The sequence below is a fragment of the Micromonospora olivasterospora genome, assembly GCF_007830265.1.
In the GTDB taxonomy this organism is placed as follows: domain Bacteria; phylum Actinomycetota; class Actinomycetes; order Mycobacteriales; family Micromonosporaceae; genus Micromonospora; species Micromonospora olivasterospora.
On the sequence record NZ_VLKE01000001.1, the window covers coordinates 3832753 to 3848534 of the forward strand.

Sequence of the window (15782 nt, forward strand, 5' to 3'; positions counted from 1 at the left end):
GGCGGGTCAGCGGGGAGGACCCGTGGCGAGCAGGCCGTAGAGCACCGAGTCGACGCGGTCGCCCCCACCGCCGGGCAGCCGGCCGCGCATCAGGCCCTCGCGCCGGAAGCCGGCCTTCTCCAGCACCCGCTGCGAGGCCGCGTTCTCCGGGCGGGTGCCGGCCCAGAGCCGCGCGATCCCGACCTCCTCGAACGCCCAGCCGGCGACGAGGCGTACCGCGCGGGTGGCGAGACCCCGGCCCCGCGCCGCGGGCAGCATGCTGTAGCCGATCATCGCCTGCGCCGTGCTCGGCTCGTCGTGGTACAGCGCGCAGCCCCCGACCAGCTCCCCGGTCGCCGCGTCGAGGATCGCCAGGTCGGCGCCGCTGCCGGCCAGCCACTGGCCCTCCGCCAGCCGGCAGCGCCGCTCGATCTCGGCGTACGTCGGCGGCACCGGGGGCACCCGGCTGGCGACCACCTCGGGCCGGCTGTGCAGCCGGTGCATTCCCGGCGCGTCCTCCGGGCCGACCCGGCGCAGGGTCACCACGCCGTCGGTGAGCCGGCCGCCGGGCAGGTCCGGCAGTGTGCGGACGGCCGGCCCCGGCGGGTCGTCGGCCAGCCGTACCCAGCAGACGAGGTCGTGCCGGGCGCCGTCGGCGGCCCGGCCGGCCGCGCGGCGTACCCCCTCGTGGCGGAACCCGGCGGCGAGCGCGACCCGCTGGCTGGGCCCGTTCTCGGCGTGGGTGAGCAGCTCCAGCCGGGCCGCGCCGTGCGCGAGGGCCGCCTCGGCCAGCGCTCGGGTGGCGGCGGTGGCGATCCCGCGACCGCGCCCCCACGGGGCCACCCAGTAGCCGATCTCGGCCTGCCCCCGGGCCGGCAAAGGGTTGCTCAGGCCGATCGCGCCGAGGAGCCGGTCGGTCGCCGGATCCGCGATCGCGTACGCGGCGCCGCCGCCGGCCCAGGCCGCCGGGGCGCCCTCGGTGATCCACCACCGGGCGTCCGCCTCGGTGTACGGGCTGGGCAGCCGGGAGATGAACCGCTGGGTGAGCGGGTCCGCGCAGGCCACCGCCGTGTCGGCCGTGTCGCCGGGGCGGAACGGCCGCAGCCGGACCCCGTGGGCCTCGACCAGCCGGGGCGGCGCGATCACGTCAGGTCCCCGGGGAGCAGCGAGGCGACCCAGGCGTCGACCCGGCCGCCGTCCCGGTCGACGAGCGCGCCCCGGGCGACGCCCTCCAGGGTGAAGCCGGCCTTCTCCGCCACCCGCCGGGACGCGGTGTTGCCGACCAGCGCGCGCCACTCCACGCGGGCCAGGCCGAGGGTGGTGAAGCCCCACGCGGCCAGGGCGGCGGTCGCCGCCGGCATGTAGCCCCGGCCCCGGGCGTGCGGCGCGGTCATGAAGCCGACCATGCCCTGCGCCGGGTCGGCGGCGAGGATCCGCAGGTCGACCGAGCCCACGTAGCGGTCGTCGGCGTCGGCGATCGTGAAGTACGCCCCGGTGCCGCGCGCCCAGGCCGCCTCCGCGAAGTCGCGCTTGAACCCCCCGGCGTGTGCCCGCTCGTACGGCACCGGGACGGTCGTCCACGCGATCGTGTCCAGGTCCCGGCAGGTCTCGGTGATCGCGTCCAGGTCGCGCTCCTCCATCGGTCGCAGCCGCAGCTCGGCGCCCCGGACGGTGGCGAAGAGGGTCGGCTGGGGGCGCCCGAAGACGGCGGCCCGGCGGGCCTCCGGACTCCCCGGGCCGGCCGGGCCGGGCTCGCCGGGCGGGGGGACCTCGCCGGGGAACAGCGAGCCGATCCAGCCCTCCCGGCGGCCGTCGGGCGCGGGGCAGGCCAGTCGCAGCTCGCCCTCCACCCGGAACCCGCTGCGGAGGGCGACCAGCCGCGACGCGTGGTTGCCGATCGCGGCCTGCCAGATCAGCCGGCGCAGCTTGAGTGCCTCGAACGCCCACCGGGCGACCGCCCGGGTGGCCCGGACGGCGACGGCCCGCCCCCGGGCCCAGGGCGCCACCCAGTAGCCGACCTCCCCGCTGGCGGTCGCCCGGTCCAGCGAGACCAGGCCGCAGGAGGCGAGCAGCTCGCCGGTGCCGGCGTCGCAGACGGCGAACGGTGCTCCGGTGCCGTCCCGCCAGGCGGCCGGGCTGAGGTCGGCGACGAAGCCGTGGGCGTGTTCGGGCCGGTACGGCCGCGGTACGGTGGTCCAGCGCTGGATGTCCGGGTCCTGGCACGCGCGGTGTACCGCGTCCGCGTCCGTCTCCCGCCAGGGGCGCAGCAGCAGGCCGTCCTCGATGATCTCCACGGGCTCCACCTGACCCATCGTGCCGGATCGTTCGCGCTGGGCGTAACCGGATATTCGCCGTCGGTCCCACGCCCGGAGCGTTATGTCGGGTTCGACCGGTCGGACCGCCGCCACCAGTGACCATCGCGCCGACTGAGCGCCTACGATGGTTCGAGACTGTCTAGGGGAGCGTTGATCCGTGTCGATTCTGGAAAAGGTCCTCCGCGCCGGCGAGGGCCGCATGGTGCGCCGGCTCAAGGCCATCGCGGCCGCCGTCAACTCGATCGAGGACGACTACGTCAACCTCACCGACGCCGAGCTGCGCGAGATGACCACGCAGTTCAAGGAGCGGCTGGACGACGGCGAGACCCTCGACGACCTGCTGCCCGAGGCGTTCGCGGTATGCCGGGAGGCGGCCGCCCGGGTGCTGGGCCAGCGCCCGTACGACGTCCAGGTGATGGGCGGCGCGGCGCTGCACTTCGGCAACATCGCGGAGATGAAGACCGGTGAGGGCAAGACCCTGACCTCCGTCATGCCGGTCTATCTCAACGCGCTGTCCGGCAAGGGCGTGCACGTGGTGACGGTCAACGACTACCTGGCCCAGCGCGACGCCGCCTGGATGGGTCGGGTGCACGAATTCCTCGGCCTCACCGTCGGCGTCGTCCTGCCCAACCGGCCGGCGAGCGAGCACCGCGCCGCGTACGAGTGCGACATCACCTACGGCACCAACAACGAGTTCGGCTTCGACTACCTGCGCGACAACATGGCCTGGTCGCGGGACGAGCTGGTGCAGCGCGGGCACAACTTCGCGGTGGTCGACGAGGTCGACTCCATCCTGATCGACGAGGCCCGGACGCCGCTGATCATCTCCGGCCCGGCCGAGCACTCCGCCCGCTGGTACCAGGAGTTCGCCACCGTGGTGGCCCGGCTCCAGTCCGGCAAGGACGGCGAGGGCGACTACGAGGTCGACTACGCCAAGCGCACCATCGCCGTGACCGAGCGGGGCGTCGCCAAGGTGGAGGACCGCCTCGGCATCGACAACCTCTACGAGTCGGTCAACACCCCCCTCGTGGGCTACCTGAACAACGCCATCAAGGCCAAGGAGCTCTACAAGCGCGACAAGGACTACATCGTCAGCGAGGGCGAGGTCCTGATCGTCGACGAGTTCACCGGCCGCATCCTGCACGGCCGTCGCTACAACGAGGGCATGCACCAGGCGATTGAGGCCAAGGAGGGGGTGGAGATCAAGCAGGAGAACCAGACCCTGGCCACCATCACCCTCCAGAACTACTTCCGCCTGTACGAGAAGCTCTCCGGCATGACCGGCACCGCCCAGACCGAGGCGGGCGAGTTCAACAAGGTCTACAAGGTCGGCGTGGTGACGATCCCGACCCACCGACCGATGGTCCGGCAGGACCGGCCGGACGTCATCTACAAGACCGAGAAAGCCAAGTTCAACGCCGTGGTCGAGGACATCGCCGAGCGGCACGAGCAGGGCCAGCCGGTGCTGGTCGGCACCGTCTCGGTGGAGAATTCCGAGATCATCTCCCAGCTGCTACGCCGCCGGGGCATCCCGCACGCCGTGCTGAACGCCAAGTTCCACGCGAAGGAAGCGGAGATCGTCGCCCAGGCCGGGCGCAAGGGCGCGGTCACCGTCGCCACCAACATGGCCGGCCGGGGTACGGACATCCTGCTCGGCGGCAACGCCGAGTTCCTCGCCGCCAGCGAGCTGCGCCAGCGCGGCCTCGACCCGGTCGAGCAGGCGGAGGAGTACGCCAAGGCGATGGAGGAGGTCCTGCCCAAGTGGAAGCAGGCCTGCGACGTCGAGGCGGAGGAGGTCGCCGCGGCCGGCGGGCTCTACGTGCTGGGCACGGAGCGGCACGAGTCCCGGCGGATCGACAACCAGCTGCGCGGTCGGGCCGGCCGGCAGGGTGACCCCGGCGAGTCCCGCTTCTACCTCTCCCTCCAGGACGAGCTGATGAAGCGGTTCCGGGCGGGCGCGGTCGAGGCGGTGATGGAGCGCTTCAACATCCCGGAGGACGTGCCCATCGAGTCGAAGATGGTCACCCGCCAGATCAAGAGCGCCCAGGCCCAGATCGAGGGCCAGAACGCCGAGATCCGCAAGAACGTCCTCAAGTACGACGAGGTGCTCAACAAGCAGCGCCAGGTCATCTACGCCGAGCGGCTGCGGGTGCTCAACGGTGAGGACCTCTCCGACCAGGTCCGTAACATGATCGACGACGTGGTCGGCGCGTACGTCATCGGCGCCACCAGCGATGGCTACGCCGAGGACTGGGACCTCGAGCAGCTCTGGGCCAGCCTCAAGCAGCTCTACCCGGTGGGCGTGACGCTGGAGGAGCTGGAGGAGGAGGTCGGCTCCCGGGCCGGCATGGACCAGGACTTCCTGCTCGCCCGCCTCAAGGAGGACGCGCACGCCGCGTACGACCGGCGCGAGGAGCAGCTCGGCGAGGAGGGCGTGCGGCAGCTGGAGCGGATGGTGCTGCTCCAGGTCATCGACCGCAAGTGGCGTGAGCACCTCTACGAGATGGACTACCTCCAGGAGGGCATCAGCCTGCGGGCGTACGCCCAGCGCGACCCGGTGGTGGAATACCAGCGCGAGGGCTTCGACATGTTCGCCACCATGATGGACGGCATCAAGGAGGAGACGGTCGGCTTCCTCTACAACCTGGAGGTCCAGGTCCAGGAGGCCGAGCCCGAGGCCGAGGAGGTCCAGCTGCTCGAGAAGCCGGTCGAGATCCGGGCCAAGGGCCTCGGCCGCGCGCCGCAGCAGCAGGGCCTGCAGTACTCCGCGCCGACCATCGACGGCGAGGCCGGCGCCGGCGCGGTCGACGTCGAGCGGGCCGACGAGCAGGCGCCCCCGGTGCGGGCCGGCCGCCCCGAGAGCACTGCCCGGCCGGCGGCCCCGGCCAAGCCGGACGCGCCCCGCGTCCCCGCCGCGTTCGGCGGCAGCGGCCAGGCCGTCGCGGCCGCCTCCGCCCGCCGGGCGACGCCCGGCCAGGTGGAGGCGGGCAGCCCGTCGCGCAACGCGCCCTGCCCCTGCGGCTCCGGCCGCAAGTACAAGCGCTGCCACGGCGCCGCCAACGGCGGCAACTGACCAGCACGACGCGGACGCGGACGGGCCCCGCCACTGGCGGGGCCCGTCCGCGTCGTGCTGTCCGCCCGCGGTGCCTCGCTGATCGAACCCGCCGTGTCCCGGTGATCAAGGGCTTTGCGTCAAGCCGCCGCCGGATCGCGACGCAAACCTCTTGATCGCCGGGGCGGGGAGGGGGGAGGGGCGGGGGGCGAGGCGGGCGGGGCGGGGGCGGGGCGGGCGGGGCGGGGCGCGGGGGCGGGCGGGGTGGGGTCTTAGAGGACCTGGAGGGTCGTGCAGAGCCAGCGGCCCCGGCGGTGCTCCAGCCGGAGCGCCATCGCCCAGGTGCGCCCGTTGGTGCCGGCCAGGACGGCGGCGGCCTCCACCGCGGCAGGGCGGGGCTCGCAGACCCGCAGCCGGCGCAGCCGCACGGTCGGGCGGGTCGAGCGGCGGCGTACCGGGCCGGTGCGGGCGGCGGCGCGGGCCAGCTCCTGCACCACGTCCGCCGAGCGGGCCGGCTCGCTCATCGGGCGGATCTGGCCGAGCGGCCGGTATCCGTTGAGGATCTCCAGGCAGGTGGCGACGAACCGCTGGGCGGCCCGGGTGGCCTCCGGCGTGGCGGTGACCAGCGCGGCGGGCGGCGGGATCGACGACGCGGACCGCCCCGGGCCGGCCGGCGTGGGACGCGGGCCGGGCGTCCGCCCGGCGGGCCGAGCCGCTGACCGCCGGTGTGCCTCGAACAGGTCGAGGGCCAACTGGGCGGCGGCGGGGCGCGGCCAGCCGTCCACCGGCTCGTCGGTGCAGGGCGGATCGATCGGTGGCGCCGGACGCAGCCGAACGGCGGGGCGCACCGGCCCGGGATGACGTGACTCAACCACCGTTGCCCCCGATCCTTGCGTTTGCCTTCGTTTGCTTTCGACAACGCCGATTCTCGGGGATGGCAACGCCCGGGGTCAATGGCTGCCGGCGATGCGGTGACTACTCGGGGTCGCGGTCGGTCAGCGGGTTGCCCCGCACCCACTCGGCCGTCTCGTCGTACTTGCGCTGGATGTACTCCTCCAGGCGGGCGCGCTCCACCCGCCACTGCCCCCGCCCGCCGATCTTGATTGCGGGCAGCTCGCCGCTGCGCACCATGTGGTAGACCTGCGAGTCCGACACGTTCAGCTCGGCGGCCACGTCGGAGAGCAGCAGGAACCTCGGCTCCACGGAAACTCCCGGGGTTGGCGTCGTTTGCTTCAGTTTGCCACCAACTGCTGACACCGGAGCCGCTCGCCGGGCGGAACCGACACCGGGCCACCGCGCGGCAGCTTCCCGCCGGGTGGGTGCGGGGTGTATGACGGTCACGGCGTACGGCATGATCGGCGCCCGGGCCGGCGCGTGCCGGCCGAGACGCGGAGCGGGAGAGACGACGTGGCCGACGAGCTTGTCCGGGTGTACGTGCCGGCGATCCTGCCCATGCTGGCCCGGCTGCGCGACGAGGGCCTGCCCGAGTCGGACGCGCACGCGGTCACCCCGTCCCTGCGCGAGTGGTACGCCGAGGGCGACGAGGAGGAGCTGGAGTACGTGGCGTTCACCCGCGCCGCCCAGGACGCCCTGCTCCTGCTCCGGGACGCCCCGGCGGCGCCCCGCCGGCGCGTGGTGGTCTCGGTGGACGTCCCCGCCTCGGCGCTGCGGCGCACTGACGACGTGCTGGGCTCCAGCGCCGTCCGCGTGGTGCGCCCGGTGCCGGTGGCGGCGGTCGCCGCGCTGCACCTCGACGGCGAGGACGCGGTCGGTGACGTGACCGCCGCCGCTGCCGTCGCCGCCGAGGCGCTGGCCGGCGACCCGGACGCGCAGTTCACGGTCGACAGCGCCGAGGACCACGAGCTGGAGTGGTACGACGTCACCGAGCTGGAGCAGCTGCTGCGCCTGGCACCATGACCGCCTCCCGCGATCTTGCACTTACTGCCCGGATAAGCCGGACAGATCGCCCAGATTGAGGGCCGAAACTGCAAGATCGGCGATGTCGTGGGCGGCTCGCGGAGCCGTGCAGGGGCGCGTCAGCGGGTCGCCGCCTCCTTCGGGGTCTCGTCGTCGCCGGGCCTCGGGCCGAGGGTGCGACCGAACGCGATGAGCGCGGTGAGCGCCCCGACGAAGAGCACCCAGATGCCGTTGTCGATCCGGGACGTGCCGAGGGAGGTCTGCGCCACCGCGTCCGCCTCGCTCAGCGCGGCGGCCAGCTCGAGCAGGGATCGCCCGCCGACCCGGATGACGATCTCGGCGAGCAGCAGGAGCAGGCCCGGGCCGGCGCCGGCGAGCAGGTAGCCGGGCCAGCGCGGGGCCGGACCGGTCTCGTTCCGCCGCGCGGCCCGGCGCCGGGCCCAGGCCAGGTAGCCGAAGGCCATGAGCCCCGCGAGCAGGCCGGCGAGCAGGGACTCGGTGCGGGACACCCACTTGGCGGCGGTGACCATCGACTCCTGGGTGTCGCCGGCGCCGAACAGGTCGAACAGGGGGTCGCGGGCCTGGCTGAACGCCACCACGAAGACGAGCGCGGTGAGCGCGGCGGTGACCGCGGCCCCGGCCACCCGGGCGTTGCCCGCGCCGGCCACCGCGCCGCCGACGATCGCCGCGGCGGCGGTGGTGCCCGCGATGACGTTGGTGGTCGCGTTGTCGAAGTAGGTCAGGTTGATCGCGAGCGCGGCGCCGAGCCCGACCAGCAGGCCGGCGCCGACCGCGGCGACGAAGCGCAGGGTGACCCGGTCCATGCCGCGCCAGGCCAGCAGGTTGGTCACCGCCAGGGCGACCGCGCCGCCGGCCACCAGTGCCGCCGAGATCACCCCGGGGAGCGCGAAGGCGGAGAGGCTGACCGCGGTGGCCCCGGCCTCGGCGGAGTTGATCGCCGCCCGGGTCGACCAGAGCATCGCGGCCAGCCAGCCCACGGCCAGCAACGCGAGCACGACCGCCCCGGGGGCGCGCGCCGGCGCGGCAGCCGGACGCTCGCCGTCCGGCTCCGGCGCGTCGGCCGGGCCCACGGCCCGGTCGCCGGGCTCCGCCACGTCGGTGCGAGCGGTCCCGCCGGCCCGAGTGGTGGCCTCGCCAGCCGGAGCCGTCCCGCCGGTCCGCGCGGTGGCCTCGCCGGCGCGCGCGATAGCCTCGTCGGCCCGAGTGGTGGCCTCGCCAGCCGGAGCCGTCCCGCCGGTCCGCGCGGTGGCCTCGCCGGCGCGCGCGATAGCCTCGTCGGCCCGAGTGGTGGCCTCGCCGGCCCCGCAGCCTCGTCGACCGGCTCCGGCTCGGCGGCCGGGACGGTCGCCACCGACCGGTCCGGCTGCGCGGCGCTGGAGCTGCCGGGCTGGTTGCTCATGGTCTCCCCTTCGACGGGCGCCGGGCCGCACCGGCGCGGCCGGGCGGGCGGGCAGGTCACCGGCTATTCAGGGTACGCGGCACCCCACCCCCGCCCGGCCACCGTCCCACCCGCCCCGCGCCCCGCCTCTACCGGCGCTCAGGAGGTTGACGGCCGTCAGGGAGATCAACTCAACCGCCAACTCCAGGGTCACGCAGCGAGGGCGGGGGCGGGCGGGGGCGTAACTGTCGTTTCCGTGCGTGTCGATGTCTCCGGGGCGGGGTGGGGGGGGCGGCGAGAGTCGTAGGCGCCAGGGGTGCCGATGGATCGTAGGGTCGGTGGCTCGTCGGCCGATGGTCCTGCTGATGTGGCAGCAAGGATTCCGACGGTCCGACGGGTGGCGCTCGGCGGAACGCCCCGGCCCTGACCGCCGGCGCAGGCCCGTGGCAGGGGTCGGGGCGGGGCGGGAGCGGGGCCGTCGCATGGAAGAATCTGGGCAGGTCCCGCCGCCGTGAGCGATCCACCCCGCGGCGCGCGGCACCGGCCGCTGTCCGGCAGGTGCCCGCGGGTCCGATTTCGCCACCGCCGTCGAGATCGCCAGGAGCCCTCATGGACGCCGTGTTCTCCGTACCCGAGCCGCGTAACGAGCCGGTCCGCAACTACGAGCCCGGCAGCGCCGAGCGGGAGCGGCTCCAGCGGCGGCTGACCGAGCTGGCCGCCGAGCGCATCGACCTGCCAATGACCATCGCGGGCGAGCAGCGGATGGCCGCCGGTGAGTCGATCGACGTGGTGCAGCCGCACAGGCACGCGCACGTGCTCGGCGTCACCGCGCACGCCACCCACGACGATGCTAGGGCCGCCGTCAAGGCCGCCAAGGACGCCGCCCCGATGTGGCGAGCGCTGCCGTTCGCCGAGCGGGCCGCCATCTTCCTGCGCGCCGCCGAACTGCTCTCCGGCCCGTGGCGGGACACCCTCAACGCCGCCACCATGCTCGGCCAGTCGAAGACCGCGATCCAGGCCGAGATCGACTCGGCCTGCGAGCTGATCGACTTCCTCCGGTTCAACGTGCACTTCGCGCGGCGCCTGCTGGAGGAGCAGCCGCTCTCGTCGCCCGGGGTGTGGAACCGCTTCGACCACCGCCCGCTGGAGGGCTTCGTCTACGCCATCACCCCGTTCAACTTCACCGCCATCGCCGGCAACCTGCCCTCCGCGCCGGCGCTGCTCGGCAACACCGTGGTCTGGAAGCCGGGCCCGACCCAGCAGTTCGCCGCGCACTTCACGATGCGGCTGTTCGAGGCGGCCGGTCTGCCGCCCGGCGTGATCAACATGGTGACCGGGCGCGGCGAGGAGGTCTCCGACGTGGTGCTCGCCGACGCCGACCTCGCCGGCATCCACTTCACCGGCTCGACCAAGGTCTTCCAGCACCTGTGGCGGAGCGTGGGGGAGAACATCCACCGCTACCGGGGCTACCCCCGGCTGGTGGGCGAGACCGGCGGCAAGGACTTCGTCCTCGCGCACACCAGCGCGGACGTGGACGCCCTGCACACCGCGCTGATCCGCGGCGCGTACGAGTACCAGGGCCAGAAGTGCTCGGCCGCCTCCCGGGCGTACGTCCCGCGATCGATCTGGGAGGGCGGCCTGCGCGACCGGCTGGCCGCCACCACCGACTCGCTGACCTACGGCGACGTCACCGACTTCCGCAACTTCGGGGGCGCGGTGATCGACGCCAGGGCGTTCGACCGGCACGCCGCGGCGCTGGAGCTGATCAACGGCGACGACGCCTGCACCGTGCTGGCGGGCGGCACCGCCGACGACTCGGTCGGGTGGTTCGTCCGGCCGACCCTGTTCGAGTGCACCGACCCGGCCCACGAGACGTTCACCACGGAGTACTTCGGGCCGATCCTGGGCGTGCACGTCTTCGACGACGCCCGGTTCGACGAGGTCGTCGCCCAGGCGGAGGCGATCGCCCCGTACGCGCTGACCGGGTCGGTCTTCGCCACCGACCGGCGGGTGGTCGACGCGGTGGCCGAGAAGATGCGGTACGCGGCCGGCAACTTCTACGTCAACGACAAGCCGACCGGCGCGGTGGTCGGGCAGCAGCCGTTCGGCGGCGCCCGGGCCAGCGGCACCAACGACAAGGCCGGCTCCTGGCACAACCTGGTCCGCTGGATGTCCCCGCGGACGATCAAGGAGACGTTCGTCCCACCGACCGACCACGCGTACCCGCACATGGCCTGAGAGTGAGGAACGGCCCCCTGCGCGGCAGGGGGCCGCGCTCAACATCAACACCCCGCTACCGGCCCTCAACGGACAGTCGTCCGCCGACAGTGCACATTGGAAGTCTCCAGGGTGGCGAAAACGGCAAATCCTGGACGCCGCGTCGGCAAAGTGGCAGCGTAATGGGCATGGCGGAATCCGGAGTCAACCCCACCGCGGCGGCCCTTCTCGGGCTGCTCCACGAGGGGCCCATGACAGGCGGCCAACTGATGGCCGCCGCCGAGCGCAGGCTCGCCCCGTATTGGTCGATGACCCGCAGCCAGGTCTACCGGGAGCTCCCGGTGCTGGCCGAGCGCGGTCTGGTGCGGATGGGCAAGCCCGGCCCGCGGTCCAGCCAGCCGTACGCGATCACCGCAGCCGGGAAGCGGACGTTCTCCCGGTGGCTGGCCGAGGATCCGGGGCGGGACACCATCCGCAACCCGATCGCCCTGCGGTTCGCCTTCGGCAACCTGCACTCGAGCAACCAGTTGCGCAACCTGCAGGCGACGGCCAACGATTACCACACGGAGGCCCTCGCCCGGGTGCGGGAGCAGGTGAAGAACGCCAAGAAGGAGGGCGAGACCTACGACGCCAGCGCGTTGGAGTTCGCCGTGGCGTACCACAAGGCCGCCCTCTCCTGGCTGAAGACCGCCCCGGTCGGCGGCTGACCTCCATCCCGTCGCGGCCGCCACCCCGCCACCGGGCCGCGACGGGGCCTCCCGCCGGGGCGGGCGGGCCGCAACCCCGCCCGCGCCCCGGCCGGCCGTTGCCCCGGGCCCTCGCCGGTCCCGGGGCTCTTTCGGCATCTCACCGCGGGGCTGGCAAGCCCGTCGCGCGCCCCGGCAGTACGCTTGTCTGTCGTGACCGCTGCCGATTACGCCGAACAGCTCAAGGACCTCGACGCCACCTTGCGCAACATCGAGGCCGTGCTCGACCTCGACAGGCTGCGCGAGGACAAGGCCCGCCTCGAGGAGCAGGCCTCCGCGCCGGACCTGTGGGACGACCAGGCCAAGGCGCAGCAGGTGACCTCGCAGCTGTCGTACGTCAACGGTGAGATCAACAAGCTGAGCGGCCTGCGCTCCCGGCTCGACGACGCCGGCGTGCTGCTGGAGCTGGCCGAGGCCGAGAACGACCCCGGGGTGCTCGCCGAGGTCGAGTCGGAGATCGGTGGGCTCACCAAGGCCATCCAGGAGATGGAGGTCCGCACGCTGCTTTCCGGCGAGTACGACTCCCGGGAGGCGCTGGTGGCCATCCGCGCGGGTGCCGGCGGGGTGGACGCGGCCGACTTCGCCGAGATGCTGCTGCGGATGTACCTGCGCTGGGCGGAACGGCACGGCTACCCGACCGAGGTCTACGAAACCTCGTACGCGGAGGAGGCGGGCCTGAAGTCCGCCACGTTCACGGTGAAGGTCCCGTACGCCTACGGCACCCTCAGCGTCGAGTCGGGCACCCACCGGCTGGTCCGGATCAGCCCGTTCGACAACCAGGGCCGCCGGCAGACCAGCTTCGCCGGGGTGGAGGTGCTGCCGGTCGTCGAGCAGACCGACCACATCGACATTCCCGAGAACGAGATGCGCATCGACGTCTATCGGTCCTCGGGTCCGGGCGGGCAGAGCGTCAACACCACCGACTCGGCGGTGCGGATCACCCACCTCCCGACCGGCATCGTGGTGACCTGCCAGAACGAGAAGTCCCAATTGCAGAACAAGGCGTCCGCGCTGCGGGTGCTCCAGGCCCGGCTGTTGGAGCGCAAGCGGCAGGAGGAGCAGGCCAAGCTGCAGGGCCTGAAGACCGAGGCCGCCGGCTCGTGGGGCGACCAGATGCGCTCGTACGTCCTGCACCCGTATCAGATGGTGAAGGATCTGCGCACCGAGCAGGAGACAGGCAATCCGAGCGCGGTCTTCGACGGTGAGTTGGACAGTTTCATCGAGGCCGGTATCCGGTGGCGCAAGCAGCGGCAACTCTCCGGCGACGCAGCGTGATCGATCGAGGGCGGAGCGCGTCATCGATCTCCCGTCAACCGGCCATTTCGATGACGCGCCTCGCACCCATGGGGCGCGGCACTTGGCTCATCGGTTACACCGCGTAGACTCACCACCCGTGATTCAGCTTGAGCAAGTGACGAAGACGTACCCGAAGGCGTCCCGGCCTTCGCTCGACAACGTGTCCGTCTCGATCGAGAAGGGCGAGTTCGTCTTCTTCATCGGCCCATCCGGCTCCGGCAAGTCCACCATCATCAAGCTGCTGCTGCACGAGGTCACCCCCAACAAGGGGCGCGTCATCGTGAACAGCAAGGACGTCACCTCGATGCGCTCGTGGAAGCGGCCGCACTTCCGGCGTTCCATCGGCTGTGTCTTCCAGGACTTCCGGCTGCTGCCGAACCGCACCGCGTACGAGAACGTCGCGTTCGCCCTCGAGGTGATCGGCAAGACCAAGGCGGTCGCCCGCCGGGTCGTGCCCGAGGTGCTGGAGCTGGTCGGGCTCGGTGGCAAGGAGCATCGCTACCCGCACGAGCTCTCCGGCGGTGAGCAGCAGCGGGTCGCCGTCGCCCGGGCGTTCGTCAACCGTCCGCTGATCCTGCTCGCGGACGAGCCGACCGGAAACCTGGACCCGGACACCTCGATCGAGATCATGCGCCTGTTGGACCGGATCAACCGCACCGGTACGACTGTGGTGATGGTCACGCACGACTCCAACATCGTGAACCAGATGCGCCGCCGGGTGGTCGAGATCGAGAGCGGTCGCATCGTGCGTGACCAGGCCCGGGGCGTCTACGGGTGAGCCGGCGCTCCACCCCCGTTCAGCCTGACGACGATCACCTCACGCCGGAGACCCGGAGGAATTCCCGATGCGCGTGAAATACGTCCTGTCCGAGGTACTGGTCGGACTGTGGCGCAACGTCACCATGACCATCGCCATGATCATCACGATGGCCGTGTCGTTGACCATGCTCGGTGTCAGCGGCCTGGTCTACACCAAGGTCGCGGACATGAAGGACCTGTACTACAAGAACATCCAGGTCTCGATCTTCCTCGACGAGCAGGTCACCGAGCAGCAGCGCACCGACCTGCAGGCGAAGCTCGACAGCGACCCGCTGGTCAAGGACGTCATCTACGTCAACAAGGACGAGGCGTACAAGCGCTTCCAGGAGATGTTCCAGGACGCTCCGGATCTGTTGAGCGCGGTCAAGGCCGACAGCCTGCCCGAGTCGTTCCGGCTCACGCTGGTCAACCCCGAGCAGTACAAGGACATCTACGAGCAGTACAAGGCCACCGAGGGCGTCGACGAGATCGTCGACCAGAGCCGGCTGCTGGACAAGATCTTCGACCTGTTCACCGCCGCGCAGAACATCGCCCTGGTCGCCGCGATCGCGATGGCCATCGCCGCCCTGCTGCTGGTCGCCAACACCATCCAGGTGGCCGCGTACAGCAAGCGGCGCGAGGTCGCCGTCATGAAGCTGGTCGGCGCGTCCAACTGGTTCATCCAGGCGCCGTTCGTGCTGGAGGCCGTGGTCGCCGGGCTGATCGGCTCGGTGCTGGGCCTCTGCGCGCTGATCGGCCTGAAGTTCTTCCTCTTCGACGGCTCGCTGAGCGCCCTGCAGGGCCTGTTCTCGCCGGTGAGCTGGGGCGACATCTTCCTGATCTTCCCGGTCATGGCGGCTGTCGGCGGCCTGGTCAGCGCCGTCACCGGCTGGGTCACCCTGCGGTTCTACCTGCGGGTCTAGCTCCCGCCCGGGTCTCCTGACCGCCGCGGGTGCCCTCCGGCGCGGAATAATCCGCGCCGGAGGGCACTTGTGGTTCGGGTAGCATGATCCCGCTTCCGGCCGCCCGGCGTGCTCCACGCCCAGCACTGCGCGGTCCGCAGGAAGCCGCACGGGAGGAGGTGGCGCCGATGCCACGCGAGAAGGGGCGCAAGGTCGTCGCCTCCAACAAGAAGGCACGCCACGACTACGCCATCCTCGACACGTACGAGGCGGGCATGGCGCTGACCGGCACCGAGGTCAAGTCGCTGCGCGCGGGGCGGGCGTCGCTGGTCGACGCGTTCGCCCAGGAGCGCGACGGCGAGCTGTACCTGCACGGCATGCACATCCCGGAGTACGTCCAGGGCACCTGGACCAACCACGAGCCCCGGCGCACCCGCAAGCTGCTGCTCAAGCGGCTGGAGATCGACCGGTTGATCGGCAAGACCCGGGAGAGCGGGCTCACCCTGGTGCCGCTGCAGGTGTACTTCGCGGACGGCTGGGCCAAGGTGGAGATCGGCCTGGCCAAGGGCAAGAAGGCGTACGACAAGCGTCAGGACCTGGCCAAGCGGGACGCGCAGCGGGAGATGGTTCGCGCGGTCGGCCGCCGCGGCAAGGGCATGGACGACTGAAAAGTCCCGTATGTCCGGCTGACCCGCCGGACCGGGGCTCGGGGATGAAACCCGTTGCGGCAGGCGTTAGGCTAGGTGGCGCCGCCACAGGGGCGGTCCTCCCGAGGGGGTGACAGGTTTCGACTTCGTACGTTGCGGCAGGGGAAGCGAGCCGAGGAAGCCGACGTCGTCTCGTGAATCGTTCGTCGGAAAACAATAAGCGCCAAGAGCAATCGCGCTGACTTCGCTCTCGCCGCCTGAGGCGAGTAGCAAGTCTGTCGGCCTGGGAGCGCCTTCGACCCAGTTAGCCGGCATCAGCTAGGAGGCTGGCCAATCGGACCCGGTCGCGGGGTCCGTGCGGCGAGATCAATCAGCGACTGGGCCCGTCACACCGACTCGCTCGCGTGATCGGAGGGGCCGAGTAGAGGCACAGCGAGCTGCGCTCGGAGAAGCCCTGACAAGGCGGCGAAGGACCCGGGTTCGATTCCCGGCACCTCCACCACCTGACCTGCGC

Annotated in this window: 13 protein-coding genes and 1 other RNA gene; 9 read left to right on the forward strand and 5 right to left on the reverse strand. The window is 72.2% G+C overall.

The window, feature by feature from the left end; all coding sequences use genetic code 11:
* Window positions 1-6 precede the first annotated feature (6 nt).
* Window positions 7-1122, reverse strand: a complete 1116-nt coding sequence (locus tag JD77_RS17670) for a GNAT family N-acetyltransferase (RefSeq protein WP_145777631.1) — start codon at window positions 1120-1122, stop codon at window positions 7-9.
* Complete coding sequence (locus JD77_RS17675) at window positions 1122-2291, reverse strand: GNAT family N-acetyltransferase (RefSeq protein ID WP_246140725.1); 1170 nt, start codon at window positions 2289-2291, stop codon at window positions 1122-1124. Before JD77_RS17675 ends, JD77_RS17670 begins: the two co-directional genes overlap by 1 nt.
* A gap of 160 nt (window positions 2292-2451) precedes the next feature.
* Here JD77_RS17675 and secA point away from each other — a divergent pair, with 160 nt between their 5' ends.
* Window positions 2452-5367: a preprotein translocase subunit SecA gene (secA, locus tag JD77_RS17680; RefSeq protein WP_145775342.1), complete on the forward strand. Its 2916-nt coding sequence runs from the start codon at window positions 2452-2454 to the stop codon at window positions 5365-5367.
* Window positions 5368-5618: 251 nt separating this feature from the next.
* On the opposite strand, the gene JD77_RS17685 is transcribed toward secA, so the two are convergent.
* Both JD77_RS17685 and JD77_RS17690 read right to left on the reverse strand, forming a co-directional pair.
* Window positions 5619-6221, reverse strand: a complete 603-nt coding sequence (locus JD77_RS17685) for an Rv3235 family protein (protein ID WP_145775343.1) — start codon at window positions 6219-6221, stop codon at window positions 5619-5621.
* Window positions 6222-6321: 100 nt separating this feature from the next.
* Window positions 6322-6549, reverse strand: coding sequence for a helix-turn-helix domain-containing protein (locus tag JD77_RS17690; protein WP_145775344.1), 228 nt, complete (start codon window positions 6547-6549; stop codon window positions 6322-6324).
* A gap of 204 nt (window positions 6550-6753) precedes the next feature.
* On the opposite strand from JD77_RS17690, the gene JD77_RS17695 reads away from it, so the two are divergent.
* Window positions 6754-7263, forward strand: a complete 510-nt coding sequence (locus JD77_RS17695) for a DUF6912 family protein (protein WP_145775345.1) — start codon at window positions 6754-6756, stop codon at window positions 7261-7263.
* A 119-nt stretch (window positions 7264-7382) separates the two neighbouring features.
* On the opposite strand, the gene JD77_RS17700 is transcribed toward JD77_RS17695, so the two are convergent.
* Window positions 7383-8378 (reverse strand): hypothetical protein, encoded by a 996-nt coding sequence (locus JD77_RS17700; protein ID WP_145775346.1) that lies wholly within the window; start codon window positions 8376-8378, stop codon window positions 7383-7385.
* Between the two features lie 893 nt (window positions 8379-9271).
* Here JD77_RS17700 and pruA point away from each other — a divergent pair.
* From pruA to ssrA, 7 genes are all read left to right on the forward strand, one after another.
* Window positions 9272-10900 (forward strand): L-glutamate gamma-semialdehyde dehydrogenase, encoded by a 1629-nt coding sequence (pruA, locus tag JD77_RS17705; RefSeq protein ID WP_145775347.1) that lies wholly within the window; start codon window positions 9272-9274, stop codon window positions 10898-10900.
* 167 nt (window positions 10901-11067) lie between these two features.
* Window positions 11068-11586 (forward strand): PadR family transcriptional regulator, encoded by a 519-nt coding sequence (locus JD77_RS17710; protein ID WP_145775348.1) that lies wholly within the window; start codon window positions 11068-11070, stop codon window positions 11584-11586.
* A 192-nt stretch (window positions 11587-11778) separates the two neighbouring features.
* A complete protein-coding gene (prfB, locus tag JD77_RS17715) occupies window positions 11779-12900 on the forward strand; it encodes a peptide chain release factor 2 (RefSeq protein WP_145775349.1) in 1122 nt (373 codons plus the stop codon).
* A gap of 118 nt (window positions 12901-13018) precedes the next feature.
* Entirely contained in the window at window positions 13019-13699 is a 681-nt protein-coding gene (gene ftsE / locus JD77_RS17720) for a cell division ATP-binding protein FtsE (RefSeq protein ID WP_043962078.1), read from the forward strand.
* 67 nt (window positions 13700-13766) lie between these two features.
* Window positions 13767-14642: a permease-like cell division protein FtsX gene (gene ftsX, locus JD77_RS17725; RefSeq protein WP_145775350.1), complete on the forward strand. Its 876-nt coding sequence runs from the start codon at window positions 13767-13769 to the stop codon at window positions 14640-14642.
* Window positions 14643-14809: 167 nt separating this feature from the next.
* Window positions 14810-15289: an SsrA-binding protein SmpB gene (smpB, locus tag JD77_RS17730; RefSeq protein ID WP_145775351.1), complete on the forward strand. Its 480-nt coding sequence runs from the start codon at window positions 14810-14812 to the stop codon at window positions 15287-15289.
* Between the two features lie 105 nt (window positions 15290-15394).
* Window positions 15395-15770, forward strand: a transfer-messenger RNA (tmRNA) gene (gene ssrA, locus JD77_RS17735).
* Window positions 15771-15782: the final 12 nt, after the last annotated feature.